This window comes from Erwinia tasmaniensis Et1/99 (assembly GCF_000026185.1).
GTDB lineage: Bacteria > Pseudomonadota > Gammaproteobacteria > Enterobacterales > Enterobacteriaceae > Erwinia > Erwinia tasmaniensis.
The window spans coordinates 1,304,395-1,326,462 of record NC_010694.1; the positions used below are offsets into that span (position 1 = coordinate 1,304,395).

20 protein-coding genes are annotated in these 22,068 nt (G+C 57.2%); 14 read left to right on the forward strand and 6 right to left on the reverse strand.

Translation table 11 applies throughout. The features are described from left to right. The first annotated feature begins 282 nt into the window (after window positions 1–282). From accD to hisP, 10 genes are all read left to right on the forward strand, one after another. Window positions 283–1,191 (forward strand): acetyl-CoA carboxylase, carboxyltransferase subunit beta, encoded by a 909-nt coding sequence (gene accD, locus ETA_RS06945; RefSeq protein ID WP_012440916.1) that lies wholly within the window; start codon window positions 283–285, stop codon window positions 1,189–1,191. A gap of 64 nt (window positions 1,192–1,255) precedes the next feature. Then, window positions 1,256–2,518: a bifunctional tetrahydrofolate synthase/dihydrofolate synthase gene (folC, locus tag ETA_RS06950; protein WP_012440917.1), complete on the forward strand. Its 1,263-nt coding sequence runs from the start codon at window positions 1,256–1,258 to the stop codon at window positions 2,516–2,518. After that, window positions 2,508–3,278, forward strand: a complete 771-nt coding sequence (gene dedD, locus ETA_RS06955) for a cell division protein DedD (protein WP_012440918.1) — start codon at window positions 2,508–2,510, stop codon at window positions 3,276–3,278. Before folC ends, dedD begins: the two co-directional genes overlap by 11 nt. Before the next feature lie 307 nt (window positions 3,279–3,585). Further along, on the forward strand, window positions 3,586–4,071 hold the full coding sequence (gene cvpA / locus ETA_RS06960; RefSeq protein ID WP_012440920.1) for a colicin V production protein: 486 nt from the start codon (window positions 3,586–3,588) through the stop codon (window positions 4,069–4,071). 36 nt (window positions 4,072–4,107) lie between these two features. Beyond that, window positions 4,108–5,625: an amidophosphoribosyltransferase gene (purF, locus tag ETA_RS06965; RefSeq protein WP_012440921.1), complete on the forward strand. Its 1,518-nt coding sequence runs from the start codon at window positions 4,108–4,110 to the stop codon at window positions 5,623–5,625. Window positions 5,626–5,695: 70 nt separating this feature from the next. Next, window positions 5,696–6,274, forward strand: a complete 579-nt coding sequence (locus ETA_RS06970; RefSeq protein WP_012440922.1) for a UbiX family flavin prenyltransferase — start codon at window positions 5,696–5,698, stop codon at window positions 6,272–6,274. A gap of 264 nt (window positions 6,275–6,538) precedes the next feature. Further along, window positions 6,539–7,321, forward strand: coding sequence for a lysine/arginine/ornithine ABC transporter substrate-binding protein ArgT (gene argT, locus ETA_RS06975; protein WP_012440923.1), 783 nt, complete (start codon window positions 6,539–6,541; stop codon window positions 7,319–7,321). A gap of 219 nt (window positions 7,322–7,540) precedes the next feature. Then, complete coding sequence (locus ETA_RS06980) at window positions 7,541–8,227, forward strand: histidine ABC transporter permease HisQ (protein ID WP_012440924.1); 687 nt, start codon at window positions 7,541–7,543, stop codon at window positions 8,225–8,227. Continuing rightward, complete coding sequence (locus tag ETA_RS06985) at window positions 8,224–8,940, forward strand: ABC transporter permease (protein WP_012440925.1); 717 nt, start codon at window positions 8,224–8,226, stop codon at window positions 8,938–8,940. Before ETA_RS06980 ends, ETA_RS06985 begins: the two co-directional genes overlap by 4 nt. A gap of 7 nt (window positions 8,941–8,947) precedes the next feature. After that, complete coding sequence (hisP, locus tag ETA_RS06990) at window positions 8,948–9,721, forward strand: histidine ABC transporter ATP-binding protein HisP (protein ID WP_012440926.1); 774 nt, start codon at window positions 8,948–8,950, stop codon at window positions 9,719–9,721. Window positions 9,722–9,818: 97 nt separating this feature from the next. Here the strand turns inward: hisP and ETA_RS06995 are convergent, their stop codons facing one another. Next, window positions 9,819–10,712, reverse strand: a complete 894-nt coding sequence (locus tag ETA_RS06995) for a TIGR01777 family oxidoreductase (RefSeq protein WP_012440927.1) — start codon at window positions 10,710–10,712, stop codon at window positions 9,819–9,821. Window positions 10,713–10,904: 192 nt separating this feature from the next. Here ETA_RS06995 and yfcF point away from each other — a divergent pair, with 192 nt between their 5' ends. Then, on the forward strand, window positions 10,905–11,552 hold the full coding sequence (yfcF, locus tag ETA_RS07000; RefSeq protein WP_012440928.1) for a glutathione transferase: 648 nt from the start codon (window positions 10,905–10,907) through the stop codon (window positions 11,550–11,552). A 121-nt stretch (window positions 11,553–11,673) separates the two neighbouring features. Then, entirely contained in the window at window positions 11,674–12,204 is a 531-nt protein-coding gene (gene yfcD, locus ETA_RS07005; protein WP_012440929.1) for an NUDIX hydrolase YfcD, read from the forward strand. A 62-nt stretch (window positions 12,205–12,266) separates the two neighbouring features. On the opposite strand, the gene ETA_RS07010 is transcribed toward yfcD, so the two are convergent. From ETA_RS07010 to ETA_RS07025, 4 genes are read right to left on the reverse strand one after another with little or no spacing between them, the layout of a single operon-like run. Beyond that, on the reverse strand, window positions 12,267–13,094 hold the full coding sequence (locus ETA_RS07010) for an ABC transporter permease (protein WP_012440930.1): 828 nt from the start codon (window positions 13,092–13,094) through the stop codon (window positions 12,267–12,269). Window positions 13,095–13,104: 10 nt separating this feature from the next. Then, complete coding sequence (locus ETA_RS07015; protein WP_012440931.1) at window positions 13,105–14,373, reverse strand: ABC transporter permease; 1,269 nt, start codon at window positions 14,371–14,373, stop codon at window positions 13,105–13,107. A 60-nt stretch (window positions 14,374–14,433) separates the two neighbouring features. Then, window positions 14,434–15,459, reverse strand: coding sequence for an ABC transporter substrate-binding protein (locus ETA_RS07020; RefSeq protein WP_012440932.1), 1,026 nt, complete (start codon window positions 15,457–15,459; stop codon window positions 14,434–14,436). A gap of 58 nt (window positions 15,460–15,517) precedes the next feature. Further along, window positions 15,518–16,780, reverse strand: a complete 1,263-nt coding sequence (locus ETA_RS07025) for a 4-aminobutyrate--2-oxoglutarate transaminase (RefSeq protein WP_012440933.1) — start codon at window positions 16,778–16,780, stop codon at window positions 15,518–15,520. A 187-nt stretch (window positions 16,781–16,967) separates the two neighbouring features. On the opposite strand from ETA_RS07025, the gene pdxR reads away from it, so the two are divergent. Both pdxR and ETA_RS07035 read left to right on the forward strand, forming a co-directional pair. Further along, window positions 16,968–18,449, forward strand: a complete 1,482-nt coding sequence (gene pdxR / locus ETA_RS07030; protein WP_012440934.1) for a MocR-like pyridoxine biosynthesis transcription factor PdxR — start codon at window positions 16,968–16,970, stop codon at window positions 18,447–18,449. Between the two features lie 275 nt (window positions 18,450–18,724). After that, complete coding sequence (locus ETA_RS07035) at window positions 18,725–19,810, forward strand: ABC transporter ATP-binding protein (RefSeq protein WP_012440935.1); 1,086 nt, start codon at window positions 18,725–18,727, stop codon at window positions 19,808–19,810. 45 nt (window positions 19,811–19,855) lie between these two features. On the opposite strand, the gene pta is transcribed toward ETA_RS07035, so the two are convergent. Beyond that, on the reverse strand, window positions 19,856–22,000 hold the full coding sequence (gene pta / locus ETA_RS07040; protein ID WP_042958760.1) for a phosphate acetyltransferase: 2,145 nt from the start codon (window positions 21,998–22,000) through the stop codon (window positions 19,856–19,858). Window positions 22,001–22,068 lie beyond the last annotated feature (68 nt).

Genomic DNA, 22,068 nt, shown 5'->3' on the forward strand with positions numbered 1-22,068 from the left:
TTCTCTACACAACGCTTACCCTTCCTTACCCCAGCATATTCCCGCAGTACACGGCCCTAACCGGGATGTATTGATGAATAGGTATTTCATTTATGCTCAAAGACTGCGTATGCAGCAGAGCCGGGGCATCATCGTTAAATTTCCCCTTATACGCGGCCGTTTTCCTCATTGACGAATGTGTAGCGAAGTGCCGTGTTTTGTGGTGTAATAACGCCTAATTCTCAGGCGATAATCTGTGTTAAGTATCTGATTTAGCACAAAAAACAACATAACAGGTCATCAATGAGCTGGATTGAACGAATTCTAAATAAGAGCACAACAACCCCATCGCGTAAGGCAAGTATTCCTGAAGGGGTCTGGACAAAATGTGATAGCTGCGGCCAGGTTCTCTACCGCGCCGAGCTGGAACGCAATCTGGAAGTCTGCCCCAAATGTGACCATCACATGCGTATGCATGGCCGTGCTCGTCTGCACAGCGTGCTGGACGAAGGTTCACTGATTGAGCTGGGTAGCGAACTGGAACCAAAAGATGTGCTCAAGTTCCGGGATTCTAAAAAATACAAAGATCGTCTGTCGGCTGCTCAAAAAGACACCAGCGAAACGGACGCGCTGATCGTAATGAAAGGCACTCTGCACGGTATGCCTGTCGTTGCGGCAGCGTTTGAGTTTTCCTTTATGGGCGGCTCAATGGGTTCTGTGGTCGGTGCACGCTTTGTGCGTGCGGTAGAGCAGGCGCTGGCAGATAACTGCCCGATGATGTGCTTTTCCGCATCAGGCGGGGCGCGCATGCAGGAAGCGCTGATGTCGCTGATGCAAATGGCAAAAACCAGCGCCGCGCTGGCAAAAATGCAGGAGCGTGGTCTGCCTTACATCTCTGTGCTGACCGATCCCACGATGGGCGGGGTATCTGCCAGCTTCGCCATGCTTGGCGATTTAAATATTGCGGAACCTAAAGCACTCATAGGCTTCGCGGGTCCTCGTGTGATCGAGCAGACCGTTCGGGAAAAGCTGCCGCCAGGCTTCCAGCGCAGCGAATTCCTGATTGAAAAAGGGGCGATTGATATGATCGTGCGCCGTCCGGTAATGCGCTTCAAGCTGGCCAGCGTGCTGGCTAAAATGATGAATCTACCTGCTCCCCAGGAAGATATTGTCACCGAAGCGGCCGTTGAGCCTCAGAACCCTGAGGCCTGACCGATGATGAGAAGGGGGCTCGCGCCCCTTTCATCAATGAACCGTAACTTTGTGAACGGGACACATGGATAATCTTCCTCAAGCCACGTCGTCTCTTGCCGCGTGGCTTCATTATCTTGAGCATCTGCATTCCCAGGCTATTGAACTTGGGCTGGAACGTATTCATCGCGTTGCTGCTGCGCTCGACCTGCTTATCCCAGCCCCTGTCGTGATCACCGTTGCCGGTACTAACGGCAAAGGCACCACCTGCCGCACCCTTGAAACGCTTCTGCTTGCTGCAGGCTATCGTGTTGGGGTTTACAGTTCTCCTCACCTGGTACGCTACACTGAACGGGTGCGCGTTCAGGGAGAGGAGCTGGCAGAAACCGCGCATACCGCCTCTTTCGCGGCGATTGAAGCCGGACGTGCCGCCACCTCGCTTACCTACTTCGAATTCGGCACGCTGTCGGCGCTGTGGTTGTTCAAGCAGGCGCAGCTGGATGTGGTGATCCTCGAAGTCGGCCTGGGCGGGCGGCTGGATGCGACCAACATTGTGGATGCGGACGTGGCGGTGGTGACCAGCATTGCGCTTGATCATACCGACTGGCTGGGCCCGGACAGGGCAAGCATTGGCCGTGAAAAGGCGGGTATTTTCCGCAAAGGTAAGCCGGCGGTGATTGGCGAACCGGATATGCCACACACCATTGCCGACGTAGCGACAGAGAAGGGCGCACGGCTGTATCAGCGCGATCGCGACTGGTCATATCAGGTTAACGGTGACGGCTGGTCTTTCCACGATGCTAATGGAAGCATTGAGCATTTGCCGCTGCCGCAGGTTCCCGTGCCTAACGCGGCTACCGCGCTCGCGGCGCTGCGCGCTTCAACCCTGAAGGTTGATGAGGCCATCATCCGCAACAGTCTGCACCAGGCGATCCTGCCAGGACGTTTTCAGACAGTGAGCGAATCACCCAGGGTCATCCTGGATGTGGCACACAATCCTCATGCTGCGAGCTATCTGGCCGGGCGTCTGGCCGAGATCAAAAAAGCGGGCAAAGTGCATGCGGTAGTGGGTATGCTGCACGATAAAGACATCGCCGGTACGCTGGCGTGCCTTGCCCCGCAGGTTGATTACTGGTACTGCGCACCGCTGGAAGGCCCGCGTGGCGCCAGCGCAGAGCAGCTTACGGCGCATCTCACCGCCGCGCGCTCATTTACCTCGGTCACCGCCGCTTGGCACGGTGCGTTAACGCAGGCGGATCAACAGGATATTGTGCTGGTGTGCGGCTCTTTCCACACCGTTGCGCAGGTAATGGAAACGATGGCAGCGGAGAATGGCAGTGGCAAGTAAGTTTCAAAACCGTTTAGTCGGCACCGTTATTATCGTTGCGCTGGGGGTGATCGTGCTGCCCGGCGTGCTTGATGGTCAAAAGAAACATTATAAAGAAGAGTTCGCCGCCATTCCCCTGGTGCCGAAAGCGGATGAACAGCCTGAAACCGAGATGGTGCCGTCGGTGACCCAGCCGCTGCCAGCCCAGGCACCGCATGACGGGCAAGTTACCGCAGCGGGAAATGATAATCCCTCGCAGGCGGAAAGCGGCTCGACCGTACCGGCTTCGAACAATCAGCCAACGGTGGTGACGCCGCCTCCGGTGCAACAGCAGGTTCAGCCACCTGGAGTGGTGGAGAAGCCAAAACCGCAGCCAAAACCGCAGCCTAAGCCTCAGTCCAGGCCGGTCGAAAAACCGCTTGAGAAACCGGTGGAAAAAGCCGAGCCGGTTGAAAAACCGAAACCGGTGAACAAACCGGAAGCGAAGCCAGAAGCCACGGTGGATAATTCTCCCCCACCTGCTGAAACGGCACCCGTGGGCCAGGCATATGTCGTACAGCTTGGCGCATTAAAAAATGCTGCCAAAGTCAATGAAATCGTGGCTCAACTGCGTCTGTCCGGCTATCGCGCCTTTACCGTCCCGGCAACGCCGGTGCAGGGGCAGATTACCCGTATTTACGTTGGGCCTGACGCGTCCAAAGCAAAAATGCAGGCCGCCATTGGCGCGCTACAGGGTATTTCCGGGCTGGGTGGCGTGGTGAAACCTTACGGAACGCATTAATGGTTTTGCTCGTTCCGCTCCACAGGCCAGGGCTATTATTGCGATAGCGAACGTCATATGCGCCCGAAGTTGCTACACGGCAACTTCGGGCGTTGTGCATGATGACAGAGGCAAATCAAGGTATTGCGTCAGGGGATGCGGGTAAGTCAGAAAGACTGCCGCCAGCGGTTTTTTTAAACCCAGGGTTTAATTTAAATTCGCACGGTAAAACCCCTACGCAAACGTTTTCTTTTTCTGTTAGAATTCGCCCCGAACTGCGGCTGAGTCTCTCAAGAGGCAGTCCGGGGCAGGGTCACTGGAAGTGTTTATGGTCTGGATAGATTACGTCATTATTGCGGTTATCGGTTTTTCGGCTCTTGTCAGCCTGATCCGTGGGTTTGTTCGGGAAGCACTTTCCCTGGTGACCTGGGGATGCGCATTTTTTGTCGCCAGTCATTATTACGCCTTCCTTGCCGTCTGGTTCACTGGATTTGAAGATGAACTGGTTCGGAATGGGATAGCCATTGCGCTGCTGTTTGTCGCCACGTTAATTGTCGGGGCGATCGTCAACTACGTGATTGGCTCTCTGGTTGAAAAAACCGGTCTGTCGGGCACCGACAGGGTTCTGGGCGTCTGTTTCGGGGCATTACGTGGCGTGCTGATCGTGTCCGCCATGCTGTTTTTCCTTGATACGTTCACCGGTTTTTCCAAAAGTGCGGACTGGCAACAGTCCCAGCTGATCCCCCAGTTCAGTTATATCATCAGGTGGTTTTTTGATTACCTGAAAAGCACGTCGAGTTTTTTGCCCCGGTAATTGCACCGGGGTCGCGGCTTATGAGGAAATATCAATATGTGCGGTATTGTCGGGATCGCCGGTTTCATGCCGGTCAACCAGTCTATTTATGACGCGTTAACGGTGCTTCAGCATCGCGGGCAGGATGCCGCAGGCATCGTGACCATTGATGCATTAAATTGCTTCCGTCTGCGTAAAGCAAATGGCCTGGTCAGCGATGTATTTGAAGCCCGCCACATGCAGCGTATGCAGGGCAATATGGGCATTGGCCATGTGCGCTACCCGACGGCTGGCAGCTCCAGCGCTTCTGAAGCTCAGCCCTTTTATGTGAACTCCCCGTACGGTATTACCCTTGCGCACAATGGCAACCTGACTAACGCCCACGAGCTGCGCAAAGCGCTGTTCGAAAGCGGCCGCCGTCATGTGAATACCACGTCAGATTCTGAAATTCTGCTCAATATTTTTGCGCAGGAAGTGGATCGCTTCCAGCACTACCCGCTGGAGGCTGACAACATCTTCGCCGCTATTGCGGCGGTGCATCAGAAGGTGCGCGGAGCTTACGCCTGCGTGGCGATGATTATTGGCCACGGGCTGGTTGCGTTCCGCGATCCTAACGGCATTCGTCCGCTGGTGATCGGCAAGCGCCCGATGGCCGACGGCCGGATCGAATATATGGTGGCCTCGGAAAGCGTGGCGCTGGATACGTTGGGCTTTGAGTTCCTGCGTGATGTGGCGCCGGGTGAAGCGGTATACGTGACGGAAAAAGGCCAGCTGTTTACCCGTCAGTGTGCTGAAAATCCTAAATGCAATCCGTGTCTGTTCGAATATGTCTACTTCGCTCGTCCGGACTCGTTCCTTGACAAGATTTCCGTCTACAGCGCCCGCGTGCGGATGGGCACCAAGCTCGGTGCCAAGATCGCCCGGCAATGGGAAGATCTTGATATCGATGTAGTGATCCCAATCCCTGAAACCTCCTGTGATATTGCGCTGGAGATGGCGCGTATTCTGGACAAGCCATACCGTCAGGGCTTCGTGAAAAATCGCTACGTGGGCCGCACCTTTATTATGCCCGGTCAGCACCTGCGCCGCAGCGCGGTTCGCCGCAAGCTGAACGCTAACCGCGCCGAGTTCCGTGGTAAAAACGTGCTGCTGGTGGATGACTCTATCGTGCGCGGCACCACCTCTGAACAGATTATTGAGATGGCGCGCGAAGCGGGAGCAAAGAAGGTTTACCTGGCTTCAGCGGCACCGGAAATCCGCTTCCCGAACGTTTACGGCATTGATATGCCTAGCGCAACGGAGCTGATTGCTCACGGGCGCGAAGTTGAGGAGATCCGCCAGCTGATCGGTGCTGATGCGCTGATCTTCCAGGATCTGAGTGACCTGATTGATGCGGTGCGCGAAGAAAACCCAGATATTACGCAGTTTGAGTGTTCGGTATTCGACGGGATCTACGTCACTAAAGATGTCGATCAGCAGTATCTTGAGTACCTGCAATCCTTGCGCAACGATGATGCTAAAGCGATGCAGCGTCAGAATGAAGTGGAAAACCTGGAAATGCATAACGAAGGCTAAGCGCGTTGTGTTGTAAGCAGGTAACATGAGCCGGAAGCGATTCCGGCTCATTTTTTTTTAAGGACAGGGTATGAAACGACTCATTATTGGTATCTCTGGCGCCAGCGGGGTGATTTACGGCATACGCATGCTGCAAATCCTGCAACAGGTGGCAGACGTTGAAACGCATCTGATAATGAGCCAGGCGGCGCGTCAGACGCTGGCACTGGAGAGCGACTACTCGGTGCGTGATGTTCAGGCAATGGCGGATGTGGTACACGATGCGCGCGACATCGCCGCCAGCATTTCGTCCGGCTCGTTTAAAACGGACGGCATGGTCATTTTGCCTTGTTCAATGAAAACGCTGTCCGGCATTGTTCACAGCTACAGCGATGGGCTTTTAACGCGCGCAGCGGACGTTATCCTGAAAGAGCGCCGTCGGCTGGTGCTGTGCGTGCGGGAAACTCCGCTTCATCTTGGGCACCTGCGCATGATGACCACGGCGGCGGAGCTGGGTGCGATCGTGATGCCGCCAGTGCCGGCATTTTACCACCGCCCGCAAAGCGTAATGGATATTGTCGACCAGACGGTAAACCGCGTGATCGACCAGTTCGAAATCGAACTGGGCGAGGACCTGTTTATGCGCTGGCAGGGTGCAGTGCCTCGGTGAACCGCACTGATCTGGTGCGAAAATTCGTGCTGAATCGCTTTCTGAACAGAATGTGCACCACGACGAATCATCGCCGCTTTTCTGCTGACACAAAACTGCTATAAATTTCCCTGCAAACCGGGCGTTTGCAGGGCCTGGTGAAACGCATTTTAAAAACAGATGGACGCTGCATAAAGTGGCACGGAACCTGCAAATCAAAACAGTGTTAGCCACAGCGCAAAGACATCACGCACAACATAATAAAATCCAATCTGAGGGGTATCTATGAAAAAGCAGGTTCTGGCTCTTTCCCTGTTAATGGCAATGACGGCGGCAGGTAGCGCTTTTGCCGCTGGCCCAAAAACGTTGCGCATCGGCACCGATCCGACCTATGCCCCGTTTGAAATGAAAAATGCTCAGGGGCAGCTAACGGGCTTTGATATCGATCTTGCCAACGAAATTTGTCGACGCATGGAAACGAAATGTACTTTCGTTGAAAGCGACTTTGACGCGTTGATCCCTTCACTGAAAGCAAAGAAAGTTGATGCCATCATCTCCTCCCTGTCGATTACCGCTAAACGCCAGCAGGAGATCGCCTTCTCTGAAAAACTATATGCCGCAAACTCCCGCCTGATCGCGCCTAAGGGCTCTAAAATTGAGCCAACGCTGGATTCGCTGAAAGGGAAAACGATTGGTCTGTTGCAGGGCACCACTCAGGAAACCTACGCTAACGAAAACTGGCGGCCAAAAGGTATCACCGTTACGCCCTATGCTAACCAGGATTTGGTGTATCAGGATCTGACCGCAGGGCGCATCGATGCGGCATTCCAGGATGAGGTCGCTGCCAGCGAAGGTTTCCTCAAACAGCCAGCCGGTAAAGATTATGCGTTTGCCGGCCCGGCGGTAAAAGATGAGAAAATCTTTGGTGTGGGCACCGGTATGGGCTTAAGCAAGGACAACCCTGACCTGAAGGCGGCCATCGATAAAGCCTTTGAAGAAATGCGTAAAGACGGCACCTACGCGAAGTTAGCGAAAAAGTACTTCGACTTTGATGTGTACGGCGGTTAATTAACCCTGTCTGCGGGCCTCACCGCGTATATGGGTGAGGCTGATGCCCGGTAGTAACGATTTCTGTACCCATCATCACTCATCTCGCCGCCGTGCGGCTTTCGAGTGGCGAAATATCATGCGATGCAAACGCATGGTCGCGGCTTTGACGGCGCAAGCTCCGGGCAGCCATTGCCGGGTAACGTGAGGGATGACGGGTATCACGACAGGATATTGCCCATGCTTTATGGCTACTCTGAAGTTATTTTTAAAGGCGCGCTGGTGACGCTGGAACTGGCGCTTAGCTCGGTCGTGTTTGCCGTGCTGCTCGGACTGATCGGCGCTGGGGCCAAGCTTTCCAACAGTCGCCCGCTGGCGGCGATTTTTGAAGGCTACACCACCCTGATACGCGGCGTACCGGACCTGGTGCTGATGCTGCTGATCTTTTACGGTTTGCAGATTGCGCTAAATCAGGTCACTGACTTCTTAGGTTTTGCCCAGTTTGATATCGATCCCATGGTAGCCGGGATTATCACCCTCGGTTTCATCTATGGGGCCTATTTTACTGAAACCTTTCGTGGTGCGTGGATGAGCGTACCGAAAGGGCAGGTTGAGGCGGCTACCGCCTTCGGCTTCACCCATTCTCAAACCTTCCGTCGTATTCTGTTTCCGGCCATGATGCGCTTTGCGCTACCGGGGATCGGCAATAACTGGCAGGTTATCCTGAAAGCCACGGCGCTGGTGTCACTGCTGGGCCTGGAGGATGTGGTAAAAGCCACCCAGCTGGCTGGAAAATCCACCTGGCAACCGTTCTGGTTCGCCATCGTCGCGGGCATTATCTACCTGATATTTACCACGCTCTCTAACGGCGTGCTGTGGTGGCTGGAACGCCGTTACACGGTGGGCGTAAAAAGGGCAGACTTATGATTGAGATTATTCAGGAATATTGGAAGGCCCTGCTGTGGACTGACGGCTACCGCTTCTCTGGCGTGGCGATCACCCTGTGGCTGCTGGTGGTTTCCGTGGTGCTGGGCGGCGGTATGGCGCTGCTGCTATCGATAGCGCGCGTATCGCCTTACAAAACGGTGCGTTTTCCGGTGTGGTTATTTACCTACATATTTCGCGGTACGCCGCTTTACGTACAGCTGCTGGTGTTCTATTCCGGTATGTATACGCTGGAAGTGGTTAAGGGCACTGAGCTGCTCAACGCGTTTTTCCGCAGCGGCCTGAACTGTACGCTGCTGGCGCTAACGCTGAATACCTGTGCCTACACCACGGAAGTGTTTGCCGGTGCCATTCGTGCAGTCCCGCACGGTGAGATTGAAGCGGCGCGCGCCTACGGCTTTTCGACGTTTAAGCTTTATCGCTGCATTATCATGCCTTCAGCGTTACGCACCGCTCTGCCGGCCTACAGTAACGAAGTGATCCTGATGTTGCACTCCACGGCGCTGGCATTTACCGCCACGGTGCCGGACCTGCTGAAGGTCGCGCGTGATATCAACTCCGCTACCTATCAGCCGTTTATCGCCTTTGGCATCGCCGCCGTGCTGTATCTGATTATTTCTTACGCGCTGATTAGTCTGTTCCGCAAAGCGGAAAAACGCTGGCTGGCACACGTTAAACCTTCATCATCCCATTGAGTACACTATGGCTGAAAAAAAACTAAGCGTGACCGAACTGCATAAACGTTATGGTGAGCACGAGGTGCTGAAAGGGGTTTCGCTACAGGCAAACGCCGGGGATGTTATCAGTATTATCGGATCGTCCGGCTCTGGGAAAAGCACTTTCCTGCGCTGTATCAACTTTCTTGAAAAGCCGAGCGAAGGCACCATTTCGGTTAACAATGAGTACATTAAACTGGTGCGTGACACCGACGGGCAGCTGAAGGTCTCTGATAAAGAGCAGTTGCGCAGCCTTCGTACCCGCCTGACGATGGTTTTCCAGCATTTTAATTTGTGGAGCCATATGACGGTGCTGGAAAACGTGATGGAAGCGCCGGTGCAGGTGCTGGGCCTGACGAAAGCCGAGGCTCGCGAGCGGGCCATCCGCTATCTGGATAAGGTGGGCATTGATGAGCGCGCGCGCGGCAAATACCCGGTGCATTTGTCAGGCGGTCAGCAGCAGCGTGTTTCCATTGCCCGTGCGCTGGCGATGGAGCCGGAGGTGCTGCTGTTTGATGAGCCGACGTCGGCGCTCGACCCGGAGCTGGTCGGCGAGGTGTTGCGAATTATGCAAAAGCTGGCGGAGGAGGGGAAAACCATGGTGGTAGTCACGCATGAAATGGAGTTTGCGCGTCATGTTTCCAACCACGTGATTTTCCTGCATCAGGGCAAAATTGAAGAGGAAGGGCCGCCGGAAGCGCTGTTCAGCCAGCCCAAGAGTGCGCGCCTGCAACAGTTTCTTTCGGGAGCATTGAAGTAAAGCCAGCCAGAGGGCGGTATCAAAAAAGGGGGGGCGGGTATCGCCCCCCTTTACCATTTAATGATTGCCGATTTCGCGGATCGGCCGCTGGCAGGGCCTAAACCACATCCCGCAGCGCCTTTTCCAAATCGTACCAGCGGAAAGCGAAACCTGACGCCTCCAGCCGCTGGGGGATGACATGCTGCCCACCTAAAACCAGCACCGCCGACTCGCCCATCATCAGTTTAATGGCCGAAGCCGGGGCGCGCATAAACGCTGGACGATGCATGGCATGGCCGAGTGCGGCGGCAAACCGTTCATTACGCACCGCGTAGGGTGCCACCAGGTTAAAGGGCCCGTGCAGTTCTGGCTTATCCAGCAGCCACAGAATACCGCTGATGGCATCTTCCAAATGGATCCACGGCATATACTGCCTGCCGCTACCCAGCGGCCCGCCGATGCCCAGCTTAAACGGCAGCTTCATTTGTGCCAGCGCCCCCCCTTTTTTACTCAGCACCACGCCGGTACGTATCAGGCAGACGCGGGTCTGGTCACTTTGCGCCAGCTGCGCCAGCTGTTCCCAGCGCGCGCAGAGCCGATGGGTAAATTCGTCATGGCCAGCATCGTCCTCGGTCAGCACCTGATCGCCGCAATCACCGTAGTACCCGGTGGCAGAGCCGGATATCATCAGCGCCGGAGGGCGACTGCTGGCCTTAATCAATTCAACCAGACGTTCGGTTATCTGCCAGCGGCTGTCACACAGCAGACGTTTTTGCGAGTCGCTCCAGCGCTTGCCGGCAATCGGTTCCCCGGCCAGATTAATCACCGCATCAACGTCATTCAGATCCTGCTGCTGATCCAGCCCGGACCACAGCCCGACCCGCTCCCCTAGTTTGCTGCGGGCAGCGGCGACGTCGCGGGTGACCACGCTGACCCGGTGGCCCAGCTGTAGCAGGCGGGCAGTTAACGGGCGGCCAATCAGCCCCGATCCGCCGGTAATCAGAATATGCATGTGGTTATCCTTTCAGAAGAGTCAGTACAACATCTGCTTTTATCATAGGTGAAGATGGCGAAATTGCGTGTGATGCCATGCGCACAGATTGATGTTGTGAATTGCACGCCACGGGCGCGACGGAGATTGCCTTCGAGGGAAAAAATCGGTAAACAGGAAGCTCCTAATGCAACAACGTCAGAGGGTGTACCGATGCGTTATCCCCCAATAGTTTTGTGGTCAGATGCCCATTTTTTTAGCCCTTATGCGATGTCGGTCTATGTTGCGCTAAGCGAAAAGGGGCTGCCTTTCACCATCAAGAGCGTGGACCTGACGAACGCGGAGCACAGGCAGCCGACCTACGCCCAGGTGTCGCTGACGCGCCGCGTGCCGACGCTGGCGGTGGACAACTTTCTGCTGTCGGAATCCTCTGCGATCGTGGAATATCTGGAGGACCGCTTTCCGGCACCGGACTATGAACGTCTCTATCCCCGTGATGTTGAAAAACGCGCCAGGGCGCGTGAGATACAGGCGTGGCTGCGCAGCGATTTTATACCCATTCGCCAACAGCGCCCAACGGAGGTGCTGTTTGCCGGTAAGCGCTTTACGCCTCTGGACGAAGCGGCAAGGTACGACGCCGCCAGGTTGATTGACGCGGTCGAACGCCTGCTGCCTGAAAACCAGCAGAATCTGTTTGGCGAATGGTCAATAGCCGATACCGACCTTGCGGTGATGCTCAATCGTCTGGCACTGCATCATGACCCCTTGCCGCCGCGCCTTGCCGACTACGCGCATTTCCAGTGGCAGCGCGCCTCGGTACAGCGCTGGCTGGCCGAATCGTTGCGAGCTGACCGTGAATAGCGCACAAATTGGAGATTGCTTCAGACGCGGTTACACATTAATTTAGTGCGGCTCGCGCCATCAGGCGCGGAGACAAGCGATCAACTAAGCGCCAGGCGCCAGAACAAAAAAAGGGTTACGGATGGTGGAGCAAGATCAGGGCACGGAATGGGTGGATATCGTTAACGAAGACAACGAGGTGATCGCACAATCCAGCCGTGTACAGATGCGTGCGCAGTGTTTGCGCCATCGCGCAACCTACATCGTGGTTCACGATGGCATGGGTAAAATTCTGGTACAGCGTCGAACCGAAAACAAAGACTTTATGCCGGGCATGCTGGATGCTACGGCAGGTGGCGTGGTACAGAGCGGCGAAGAGATGCTGGCTTCGGCGCGGCGCGAAGCGGAAGAAGAGCTGGGGATCGCCTCGGTGCCGTTTGCAGAGCACGGCCAGTTCTATTTCGAAGATGAACACTGCCGCGCCTGGGGTGGGTTATTCAGCTGTGTTTCCCACGGCCCGTTTTCCATGCAGGAAGAAGAGGTCGATGAAATTTTCTGGATGACGCCGGAAGAGATCACCGCCCGCTGCGACGAGTTTACCGCTGACTCGCTGAAAGCGCTGTCGCTGTGGCTGACGCGTAACAATGACTCCGGGCGGTCTGCGCAGGAGTAACCGCTGGCGATGGTGCCACCAAGGTGCACCATCGCCGTTTCCCCGCATCACCCCGTGACCCGCTAATTTGCCGGGCTGGACGGGCGCATCTTCTCACCCCGGCGGCGCAATATCTCCATCACGATCAGCAGGGCAAGCGAGGCCCCAATCATCAGGCTGGCAGCGGCAGCAATGGTGGGATCAAGATTTTCTCGAATACCGGCAAACATCTGGATTGGCAGCGTGCGCTGGCTTGGGCTGGCGAGAAACAGCGTCACAACCACCTCGTCGAAAGAGGCCGCGAAGGCAAAGAGCGCGCCGGAAAACACCCCCGGAGCGATCAGCGGCAGCGTGACCTTGCAAAAGACCCGCAGCGGTGACGCCCCGAGGCTGGCAGCGGCGCGAGACAGGCTGGTATCATAGCTTTTTAACACCGCTACCACGGTGATCACCACAAACGGCACGCCGAGCAGCGCGTGTGCCAGCACCAGGCCGAGGTAGCTGTTAAGCAGTGAGAGCCTGGCGAAAAAGAAGAACATGCCAACGGCAATAATCACCACCGGGGCGACCATCGGCGAGATGATAATCGCCATGACCACCCCTTTACCCCGGAACTCACCGCGCACCAGCCCCGTCGCCGCCAGCACCCCAAGCACCGTTGCCAGCAGGGTTGCCAGCGGCGCAATCAGCAGGCTGTTACCCAGCGCGCCCAGCCACTCCTGCGAATGAAAGAAGGTGCGATACCAGCGCAGCGAGAAGCCGCTGAGCGGGTAGCTGAGAAACGAGCTGGCGTTAAACGACAGCGGCACGATGGTCAGCACCGGTACAATCAGAAACAGTAACACCGCCGCCGCATAGAAGTTAAACAGGCCTTTCCACAGGCGCAGGATCAGAGTGCCTTGTTGTCGCATTGCTATCTCCTTAGTGGGCTGCCGCTTCGGCAGAGGTGCGGGTCACGCGCACGTAAACGATATACAGCAGCAGCACGATAACCAGCAGCTGGCTTCCCAGCGCGGCGGCCATTCCCCAGTTCATCGTACTGTTAGTGAAGAAGGCGACGAAATAGCTCACCATCTGATCGTCCGGCCCGCCCAGCAGGGCAGGGGTGACGTAGTAGCCTATCGCCATCATAAACACCAGTAACGCTCCGGCGGCGATACCGGCATAAGTTTGCGGCACGTAGACGCGCCAGAAAGCGACGAAAGGATGTGCTCCCAGCGAGACGGCGGCGCGCACATACCCTGGCGGAATACCCTTCATCACCGCATAAAGCGGCAGCACGATAAACGGCAGCAGAATATGGGTCATGGAGATAAACACGCCGATGCGGTTAAACACCAGCGTCAGGGGATGGTCGATGATGCCGGTCGCCATCAGGGCGCGATTGATCAGGCCGCCGGACTGCAACAGAACGATCCAACTGGCGGTACGCACGATCAGCGAGGTCCAGAAGGGCAGCAGCACCAGGATCATCAGCAGATTGGCGCGGTTAGAGGGCTGCTTCGCCAGCCACCAGGCCAGCGGGTAGCCGATGCCGACACAGAGCAGCGTGACCACCGTCGCCATCCACAATGTGCGAAGCAGCACGTTGACATACAGCGCTTGGTCCGCTGGCAGCGCCCGTTCGACGCCGGTTTCCGCATCGACCTTACGGTCAAACACCGACAGCAGATAGTAACTGGTCAGCGGGCTGGCCACGCGTTTCAGAGTTTGCCAGGTGCTCAGTTCACCCCATAACGGTTGCCCGGCGATAAATGCCGTTTTCACCCCGCTACCGGAGGCAGGAACCAGCCGTGGTGCGGTGACAATCAGACGGCGGTAGCGGGCATCTTCATAGCTCAGGCGTTTGGCGACAATGGCCAGGCGACCGTCTTTACGGGCGGCAACCAGCTCTTCCCCCATAACGGCGAACAGCGCCTCGTCCGGCAGGGTTTTGCCCGACCACTGTTGCAGCGCGGCGCTGGTCTGCGGCAGATTGTCATGAAATTCCGGGTTGGCAACGCTTTTACTTAAAATAGAGGCGATGGGAAACAGAAAACAAATCACCACGAAAACCAGCAGCGGCGCAATCAGCAGCAGGGAACGTCGGGTTTTCACCCCATCCGCCTGGCGCAGCCGCTGGTGAAGGTCGGGCAGGGCCGCCCCGTCAGCCGGGGGCATAGGGGATTCCATCACGAGGTTTTGACTCATAGCTGCTTCCTTATCGGTTTGATGGCCGCTATCACCCGGCCGGGGCTACCCTGATGGCTGTTATCTGGCAGCCCAGGCATTGAAGCGCTGCTCCAGATCTTCGCCATGTTCCAGCCAGAAGCTGCTGTTGACCTGCAATGAGACGGCGAGGTTTTCCGGCGCGGTGGGCAGCTTGCTCAGGCGCTGCGGGGTGAGCAGTGTGCTGGTGTTGATATTGGTCGGGCCATAGGGGATATTTTCGGCGTACACCTTCTGGTTCTCCGCCCGGTTGCTGAAGGCGATAAACCGTTCCGCCAGCGCCTTATGTTTTGAGCCTTTGACGATCGCCCAGTTGTCGAGGTCATACAGCGCACCGTCCCAGACAATGTTGAAGTTATGGCCCTCATCCTGTGCTGCGCCAATGCGCCCGTTGTAGGCCGAACTCATCACCACATCGCCAGAAACCAGCCACTGTAGCGGCTGCGCGCCCGATTCCCACCACTGAATATTGGGCTTCAAACTATCGAGCTTTTTAAATGCGCGCTCGACGCCGGCAGGGGTAGCCAGCACGCGGTAAACATCCTCGCGTTTTACGCCATCGGCCAGCAGCGCGATTTCCAGCGTATATTTTGCGCTTTTGCGCAGCGCGCGTTTGCCGGGAAACGTGTTGACATCCCAGAAATCGGCCCAGCTTTTCGGGCCCGTTTTCAGCCTGCTGGCGTCATAGGTCAGGGCGGTGGACCAGACGAAGATCCCGGCACCGCACTCGCTGACCGCCGCGGGAATAAAATCGGCCTTATTACCCAGCCTGCTCCAGTCCAGCGGTTCCAGCAGCCCCTCCTCGCAGCCGCGTTGCAGCTCGGGGGTTTCCATCTCCACCAGATCCCAGCCGACCTGACCGGTTTCCACCATTGCGCGTAAACGTGCCATTTCACCGTTGTATTCACCCGCTTCAATAGCGCCATTGCCCGCCGCCATAAACGGCTGGTAGAACGCTTTCTGCTGGGCGTCTTTATTGGTCCCGCCAAAGGAGATGACCGTCAGGCTCTCGGCCTGTATCGGTAGACCAAACATGGCGATCGTGATGGCTGCCAGTTTTTTAATCATACTAACCTCCTGATTATTTTATATTTATCGATGCAGTATCCGTGCCATTCTCACGCAATCAGTCGCGCAGCAGTGAAGCGATCAGCTTGAGGGCCGTCTTAAACTGCGCATCGGGGATGGTCAGTGGATAGAGAAAGCGGATGACGTTGCCGTGTACGCCGCAGGTCAGCAGAATTAACCCCTGTTCCAGCGCGCGCTGCTGAATGCGGCGCGCTATGGCGGAAGAGGGCCTGCCGTCGATCGGGTCGTTAAACTCTGCCGCTACCATTGAACCGCGAGCGCGTACTTCGGCCAGCGCCGCGCAGCCGCTGGAATTCAGGGCTTCTACCAGCTCTGCGCCGAGGCGTAAGGCACGGGTGCACAGCTGTTCCTCTTCAATCACCTCCAGTACCGCCAGCGCGGCGGCGATCGCCAGCGGGTTACCGGCATAGGTCCCCCCCAGCCCGCCGGGCTCAGGCGCATCCATCAGTTCGGCGCGGCCGCTGACGGCGGAAATCGGCAGGCCGCCGCCGAGGCTTTTCGCCATCGTCATCAGGTCGGGTCGGGCATCCGGGTAGTATTCGCTGGCAAATAGCTTTCCGCTGCGCGCGAAGCCGGTCTGGATCTCGTCGGCAATCAACAGGATGCCGTGCTGGTCACAGAGTTTGCGCAGCGCGCTGACGAACGCTTCAGGCGCAATATTAAAGCCGCCTTCGCCCTGAATCGGCTCATAGATAATGGCGGCCACCTGCTGCGGGCTGATATCGCATTTAAACAGGGTTTCCAGGCTTTCCAGCGCATCCTCCACGCTGTAACCATGCAGTGCATTCGGGTAGCGGGCGTGGAAAACCGATGCCGGGAAGGGGCCAAAACCGGTTTTATAAGGGGTGACCTTGCCGGTCAGGCCCATCGTCAGCAGCGTGCGGCCGTGGAAGGCCCCGCTGAAGGCGATCACCCCAGGGCGACCGGTGGCGGCGCGGGCGATTTTCACCGCGTTTTCCACCGCTTCGGCTCCGCTGGAGAAGAACGTAGTTTTGCAGGGCCCGTCGATGGGAACTTGATGGTTGAGCCGTTCGGCGAGACGAATGTAATTCTCGTAGGGGATCACCTGATAGGCGGTATGGGTGAAGCACTCCAGCTGGGCATGGACCGCCGCCATCACTTTCGGATGACGGTGACCGGTGTTGAGCACGGCAATACCGGCGGTAAAGTCGGTGTACTCGCGCCCCTGCTCATCCCACAGCGTGGCGTTTTCCGCTTTGACGGCATAGAAATCGCACATTACGCCCACGCCACGCGGGGTGGCATCCAGACGGCGTCTTTCTGTTTCACGGTTGTTCATGGCTTATCCCTTATCAAAATTCGACGCGTGCTGTACTCCGGATGCTTCAGACTGCATTATTGTGCGTCCCGATGTCGCCTGAATAACCAGGAATATCCACGCCGCGTATTCTCGGCTCTCCTTGCTTTTTAGCCTTTCCGGGGTTTGATAATCCAGAGCCAGTTTTTAAAATTTCAAGGAACCAATTTTGCTAACCCTACTCGGTGACCTGCTCGCACATCGCCTGGCTCAGACCCTCAACGGTACGCTGGGCAAACGTTTGTATGACGCCTTGCAGTGCGCCATTCAGGATGGCTCTATCGCCACCGGCAGCCGCCTGCCCGCGTCCCGTGACCTGGCAAAGGACCTGTCGGTATCACGCAATACGGTGCTGACCGCCTACGAGCAGCTCCAGGCCGAGGGTTATCTGCAAACCCGTACCGGCAGCGGGACTTTCGTCAGTGACTCGCTGCCGGAGAGCGTTCCTGACATCGGCAGCCGGCCGCAGACGGACGGCCGGGCGTTTGACTTTGTCCGGCTCTCCGGCCGTGGATCGCGTCTGTTGACGCGCAGCGGAGCGGGGGCGCATCAGTGGGGCGCGTTTATGCCGGGCGTGCCGGACGTCAGCCATATGCCGCATGATATCTGGCGCAAAATTCATCTGCGTCTGAGCCGCCGCATGCCGGTGGAGGCGCTGAGCTACTCCGGTCACGGTGGATGCCAGCAGCTACAGCAGGCGCTGGCGAGCTACCTGCGCGTGATCCGATCGGTCAACTGCACGCCGGAACAGATCCTTATCACCGCCGGAACCCATCAGTCGCTGGATCTGCTGGCGAAAATGCTTTGCGATCCGGGCGACCGGGCATGGGTTGAGGAGCCTGGCTACTGGGGCATTCGTAACGTGCTGGCGGTTAACGGCGTTGAGTTGCTGCCAACGGAGGTAGACGAACAGGGCCTGACGTTACCCGATTTGAGTGGCGAAGCACGGCCGCCGCGGCTGATTTGCGTCACGCCTTCGCATCAGTACCCGCTGGGTTCGGTGATGAGCCTGCAACGCCGCCATCAGCTGCTGGCGCTGGCAAAAAGCGCTGGCAGTTGGGTGGTGGAGGATGACTACGACGGCGAGTTTCGCTTTACCGAAACGCCGATCCCGGCGTTGCAGGGGCTGGCGCCTGATGCTCCGGTCATTTATCTCGGTACGTTCAGCAAAACCCTTTATCCCGGCCTGCGTCTGAGCTACATGGTCGTACCTAAGCCGCTGGCGGCGCGCATGAAAATGGCCCATTCGGAGCTGTATCGGGGCGGTAACGGTCTGGAACAGCTGACCCTGGCCGAGTTTATTCGTGAAGGACATTACGCCGCGCACGTCAGGCGGATGCGCCAGCTGTACAGCCGCCGCCGCGCCGCGCTGGTGCAGACTATTCGGGAAAATCTGGGGGAAAGTTTTATTGCCCGCCAGACCAACGCCGGGCTGCATTTGATCCTGGCGCTGCCGGATAACATTGATGACGTGGCGCTCAGCGCCGAGCTGGAACAGAACGGCGTTCTGACGCGCCCGCTGTCGGCTTACTACCTGTTGGGTACGGCGCGGCGCGGACTGCTGCTGGGCTATGCCTGCGTCGACGAGCAGCAGATGGCGGAAAAGTTCGCGCCGATCCTGGCCTGCCTGGCGCGTCGACTGCAACGTTAAGCGTCATGCACTACGCTGGTGCAGTCACCTGAAATTCCCTGATTGTGCACGGCTTTTTTGTGACGCATTTTAGTGCGCATCTAAAAAAACGATAAAAAACAATATCCTGAGAGTTCTCACTTTCAGGATTTTTTTTATGGGTTTCGTAAATTCTGCTTGTCGAAACGAAATTTGTTGTGGTAGAGCTAAAAAAGAGCCGCCCGACAGATGCGCCCGGTTTCAGTGATACACAAAGCGTGCCCGGATGTTTTTTCCCCGTTTGACGAGAGAATGCGATGAGATCACTGGTGAGTTTTAAAAACATTAAAAAGAGCTACGACGGCGAAAAGCTGGTGGTTCGCAATTTGAATCTGGACGTGCAGGAAGGGGAATTTCTCACCCTGTTAGGGCCTTCCGGATCGGGGAAAACCACCAGCCTGATGATGCTGGCCGGTTTCGAAACGCCGACCGATGGGGAAATTTTTCTGCGCGACAGGCCGCTGCATATCCTGCCTCCGCACCAGCGCGATATCGGCATGGTGTTTCAAAATTATGCCCTGTTTCCCCATATGACGGTGGCGGAAAACCTGGCGTTTCCGCTCTCTATCCGCCGCATGAGCCGGTTTGATATCAAACAGCGCGTGGCGCGCATTCTCGACATGGTCAAGCTGACTCCGCTGGCCGACCGCTATCCGGCGCAGATGTCCGGTGGCCAGCAGCAGCGTGTGGCGCTGGCGCGAGCGCTGGTGTTTGAGCCGAAGCTGGTGCTGATGGATGAACCCCTGGGCGCGCTGGATAAGCAGCTGCGCGAACATATGCAGCTGGAGATTAAACAGCTGCATGAGCTGCTCGGACTGACCATCGTCTATGTGACGCACGATCAGAGCGAAGCGATGACCCTGTCGGACCGGGTGGCGGTATTCAACGATGGGGTGATCCAGCAAATGGACAGTCCGGGCAAACTTTACGAGCAGCCGGCCAACGCCTTTGTCGCGCAGTTTATCGGCGAAAATAACAGCCTGCTGGCCACGCAGATTTCTGCCAGCGGCGATTATTATCGCGTGCGGCTGGACGACGGCAGCGAGCTGGATGCGCTGAAGGTGCGGCCAAGTTCGCCGGGTAAAAAAATCCAGCTCAGCATCCGTCCGGAGCGGATTAACGTTAACGCGCCGCAGCAGGGTGACGAACAAATTAAAGCGCGCGTCCAGCAGTTTATCTACCTGGGCGATCATGTGCGTATGCTGACGGAAGTGGCGGGGCAGGGCAACTTTATGGTGAAGCTGTCACCGGACAAAATGGACGGACGCTGGCAGGCGGGCAGTGAAGTGATGCTGTCATGGCAGCCGCAGCATCTGCGGGCGCTGGATGTGGTGCTGCAATAGTTAAAAAAAAGCGGGCCTTAAACAGGCCCACTGCGGTGTTGGCGTTTAGCCCTCAGCCTGCTTCGACTGAATTGCCGTCAGGGCGATGGTGTAGACGATATCGTCTACCAGCGCGCCGCGCGACAGGTCGTTAACCGGCTTGCGCATGCCCTGTAGCATTGGCCCGATGGAGATCAGGTCGGCAGAGCGCTGCACCGCTTTGTAGGTGGTGTTACCGGTGTTCAGATCCGGGAAGATAAACACGGTAGCGCGGCCCGCAACCGGGGAGTTTGGCGCTTTTGATTTTGCCACGTCGGCCATAATCGCCGCGTCGTACTGCAACGGCCCGTCGATCACCAGATCGGGACGTTTTTCCTGGGCGATGCGCGTGGCTTCACGCACTTTTTCCACATCGCTACCGGCTCCAGAGTTACCGGTGGAGTAGGAGATCATCGCCACGCGCGGTTCAATACCGAACGCCAGCGCTGAATCTGCAGACTGGATCGCGATCTCTGCCAGCTGCTCCGGGTTCGGGTCTGGGTTGATGGCGCAGTCGCCGTACACCAGCACCTGCTCAGGCAGCAGCATAAAGAACACCGACGAGACCAGCGAGCTGTTTGGCGCGGTCTTGATCAGCTGCAACGGCGGGCGAATGGTATTCGCCGTGGTGTGTACCGCCCCGGAGACCAGTCCATCCACCTCGCCGCGCTCCAGCATCATGGTGCCGAGCATCACGTTATCTTCCAGCTGCTCCTGCGCCACCACTTCGGTCATGCCTTTGCTCTTACGCAGCTCCACCAGACGCGCCACATAGTGTTCGCGTGCGCTGGCCGGATCGACAATTTCAATCCCTTTGCCCAGCTCAACGCCCTGATCTGCCGCAACGCGCTGGATCTCTTCCGGGTTGCCCAGCAGGATACAGGTGGCGATACCGCGTTCGGCGCAGATAGCCGCCGCTTTAACGGTACGCGGTTCGTCACCTTCCGGCAGTACGATGCGCTTGCCGGCTTTGCGCGCCAGCTCGGTGAGCTGGTAGCGGAATGCCGGTGGGGACAGGCGACGGCTGCGCTCGGAGGTGGCGGTCAGGGATTCGATCCACTCGGCATCAATGTGGCTGGCCACATACTCCTGCACGCGTTCAATACGCTGGGTATCATCGCTCGGCACTTCGAGGTTAAAACTTTGCAGGCTAAGCGAGGTCTGCCAGGTATTGGTATCAACGCGGAATACCGGCAGGCCGGTCTGGAAGGCACGTTCGCACAGTTTCTGAATCGGTGCATCAATGGCGTAGCCGCCGGTCAGCAGGATGGCGCCAATCTCGACTCCGTTCATCGCGGCCAGGCAGGCAGCGACCAGCACGTCCGGGCGATCGGCAGAGGTGACCAGCAGGGAGCCAGGGCGGAAATGTTCCAGCATATTAGGCAGGCTGCGTGCGCAGAACGTAACCGATTTCACGCGGCGTGTCGCAATTTCGCCTTCGTTGATCACGCTGGCGTTCAGGTGGCGGCACATATCGATAGCGCGGGTGGCGATCAGCTCAAAGCTCCACGGCACGCAGCCCAGTACCGGCAGCGGGCTGTTGGCAAACAGCTGTTTCGGATCGATATTGGCCACGCTGGCTTTGCTGGAATCATCGAAAATTTCCGACAGGTCTGGACGGGTACGGCCTTGTTCATCCACCGGAGCATTGAGTTTATTGATGATGACGCCGGTAATGCTTTTATTCTTGCTGCCGCCAAAGCTGGCCTGCGTCAGTTCAATGCGCTCTTTCAGCTGATCCGCCGAGTCATTGCCCAGCGCCGTCACGAAGACGATTTCAGCATTCAGCGTTTTGGCAATTTCATAGTTCAGCGCGGAGGCGAACTGGTGCTTGCGCGTGGGAACCAGGCCTTCTACCAATACCACTTCAGCCTCTTGGGTATTTTCGTGATAGCTGGCGATGATCTCTTCCATCAGCACGTCCTGCTGGTTGGAACCCAGCAGTGACTCCACGCGGCTCATAGCCAGCGGTACGGCGGCGGGAATATCGGAGTGTTTGCGGATAATGGTGGTGGTTTGATCCGGCGTGTCGCCTCCGGCGCGTGGCTGGGCGATAGGTTTGAACACGCTAAGACGAACGCCTTTACGCTCCATAGCACGAATAACGCCGAGGCTGACGCTGGTCAGGCCGACGCTGGTGCCGGTAGGGATCAACATAATAGTTCGGGACACGATAAGCTCTCCTTTGGACTGGCCTCCCACGCCGCGTGCTGTTCGTCCCACTGATACCATCCGGGGAA

What these genes read in the sequence shown, in the direction of transcription:
- argT (WP_012440923.1), top strand. Translation starts at nt 6,539, where the DNA reads ATGAAAAAGCAGGTTCTGGCTCTTTCCCTGTTAATGGCAATGACGGCG.
- ETA_RS06980 (WP_012440924.1), top strand. Translation starts at nt 7,541, where the DNA reads ATGCTTTATGGCTACTCTGAAGTTATTTTTAAAGGCGCGCTGGTGACG.
- yfcD (WP_012440929.1), top strand. Translation starts at nt 11,674, where the DNA reads ATGGTGGAGCAAGATCAGGGCACGGAATGGGTGGATATCGTTAACGAA.
- ETA_RS07010 (WP_012440930.1), bottom strand. Translation starts at nt 13,094, where the DNA reads ATGCGACAACAAGGCACTCTGATCCTGCGCCTGTGGAAAGGCCTGTTT.
- yfcF (WP_012440928.1), top strand. Translation starts at nt 10,905, where the DNA reads ATGCGTTATCCCCCAATAGTTTTGTGGTCAGATGCCCATTTTTTTAGC.
- ETA_RS06970 (WP_012440922.1), top strand. Translation starts at nt 5,696, where the DNA reads ATGAAACGACTCATTATTGGTATCTCTGGCGCCAGCGGGGTGATTTAC.
- ETA_RS06995 (WP_012440927.1), bottom strand. Translation starts at nt 10,712, where the DNA reads ATGCATATTCTGATTACCGGCGGATCGGGGCTGATTGGCCGCCCGTTA.
- ETA_RS07020 (WP_012440932.1), bottom strand. Translation starts at nt 15,459, where the DNA reads ATGATTAAAAAACTGGCAGCCATCACGATCGCCATGTTTGGTCTACCG.
- ETA_RS07025 (WP_012440933.1), bottom strand. Translation starts at nt 16,780, where the DNA reads ATGAACAACCGTGAAACAGAAAGACGCCGTCTGGATGCCACCCCGCGT.
- ETA_RS07015 (WP_012440931.1), bottom strand. Translation starts at nt 14,373, where the DNA reads ATGAGTCAAAACCTCGTGATGGAATCCCCTATGCCCCCGGCTGACGGG.
- cvpA (WP_012440920.1), top strand. Translation starts at nt 3,586, where the DNA reads ATGGTCTGGATAGATTACGTCATTATTGCGGTTATCGGTTTTTCGGCT.
- accD (WP_012440916.1), top strand. Translation starts at nt 283, where the DNA reads ATGAGCTGGATTGAACGAATTCTAAATAAGAGCACAACAACCCCATCG.
- ETA_RS07035 (WP_012440935.1), top strand. Translation starts at nt 18,725, where the DNA reads ATGAGATCACTGGTGAGTTTTAAAAACATTAAAAAGAGCTACGACGGC.
- purF (WP_012440921.1), top strand. Translation starts at nt 4,108, where the DNA reads ATGTGCGGTATTGTCGGGATCGCCGGTTTCATGCCGGTCAACCAGTCT.
- folC (WP_012440917.1), top strand. Translation starts at nt 1,256, where the DNA reads ATGGATAATCTTCCTCAAGCCACGTCGTCTCTTGCCGCGTGGCTTCAT.
- hisP (WP_012440926.1), top strand. Translation starts at nt 8,948, where the DNA reads ATGGCTGAAAAAAAACTAAGCGTGACCGAACTGCATAAACGTTATGGT.
- ETA_RS06985 (WP_012440925.1), top strand. Translation starts at nt 8,224, where the DNA reads ATGATTGAGATTATTCAGGAATATTGGAAGGCCCTGCTGTGGACTGAC.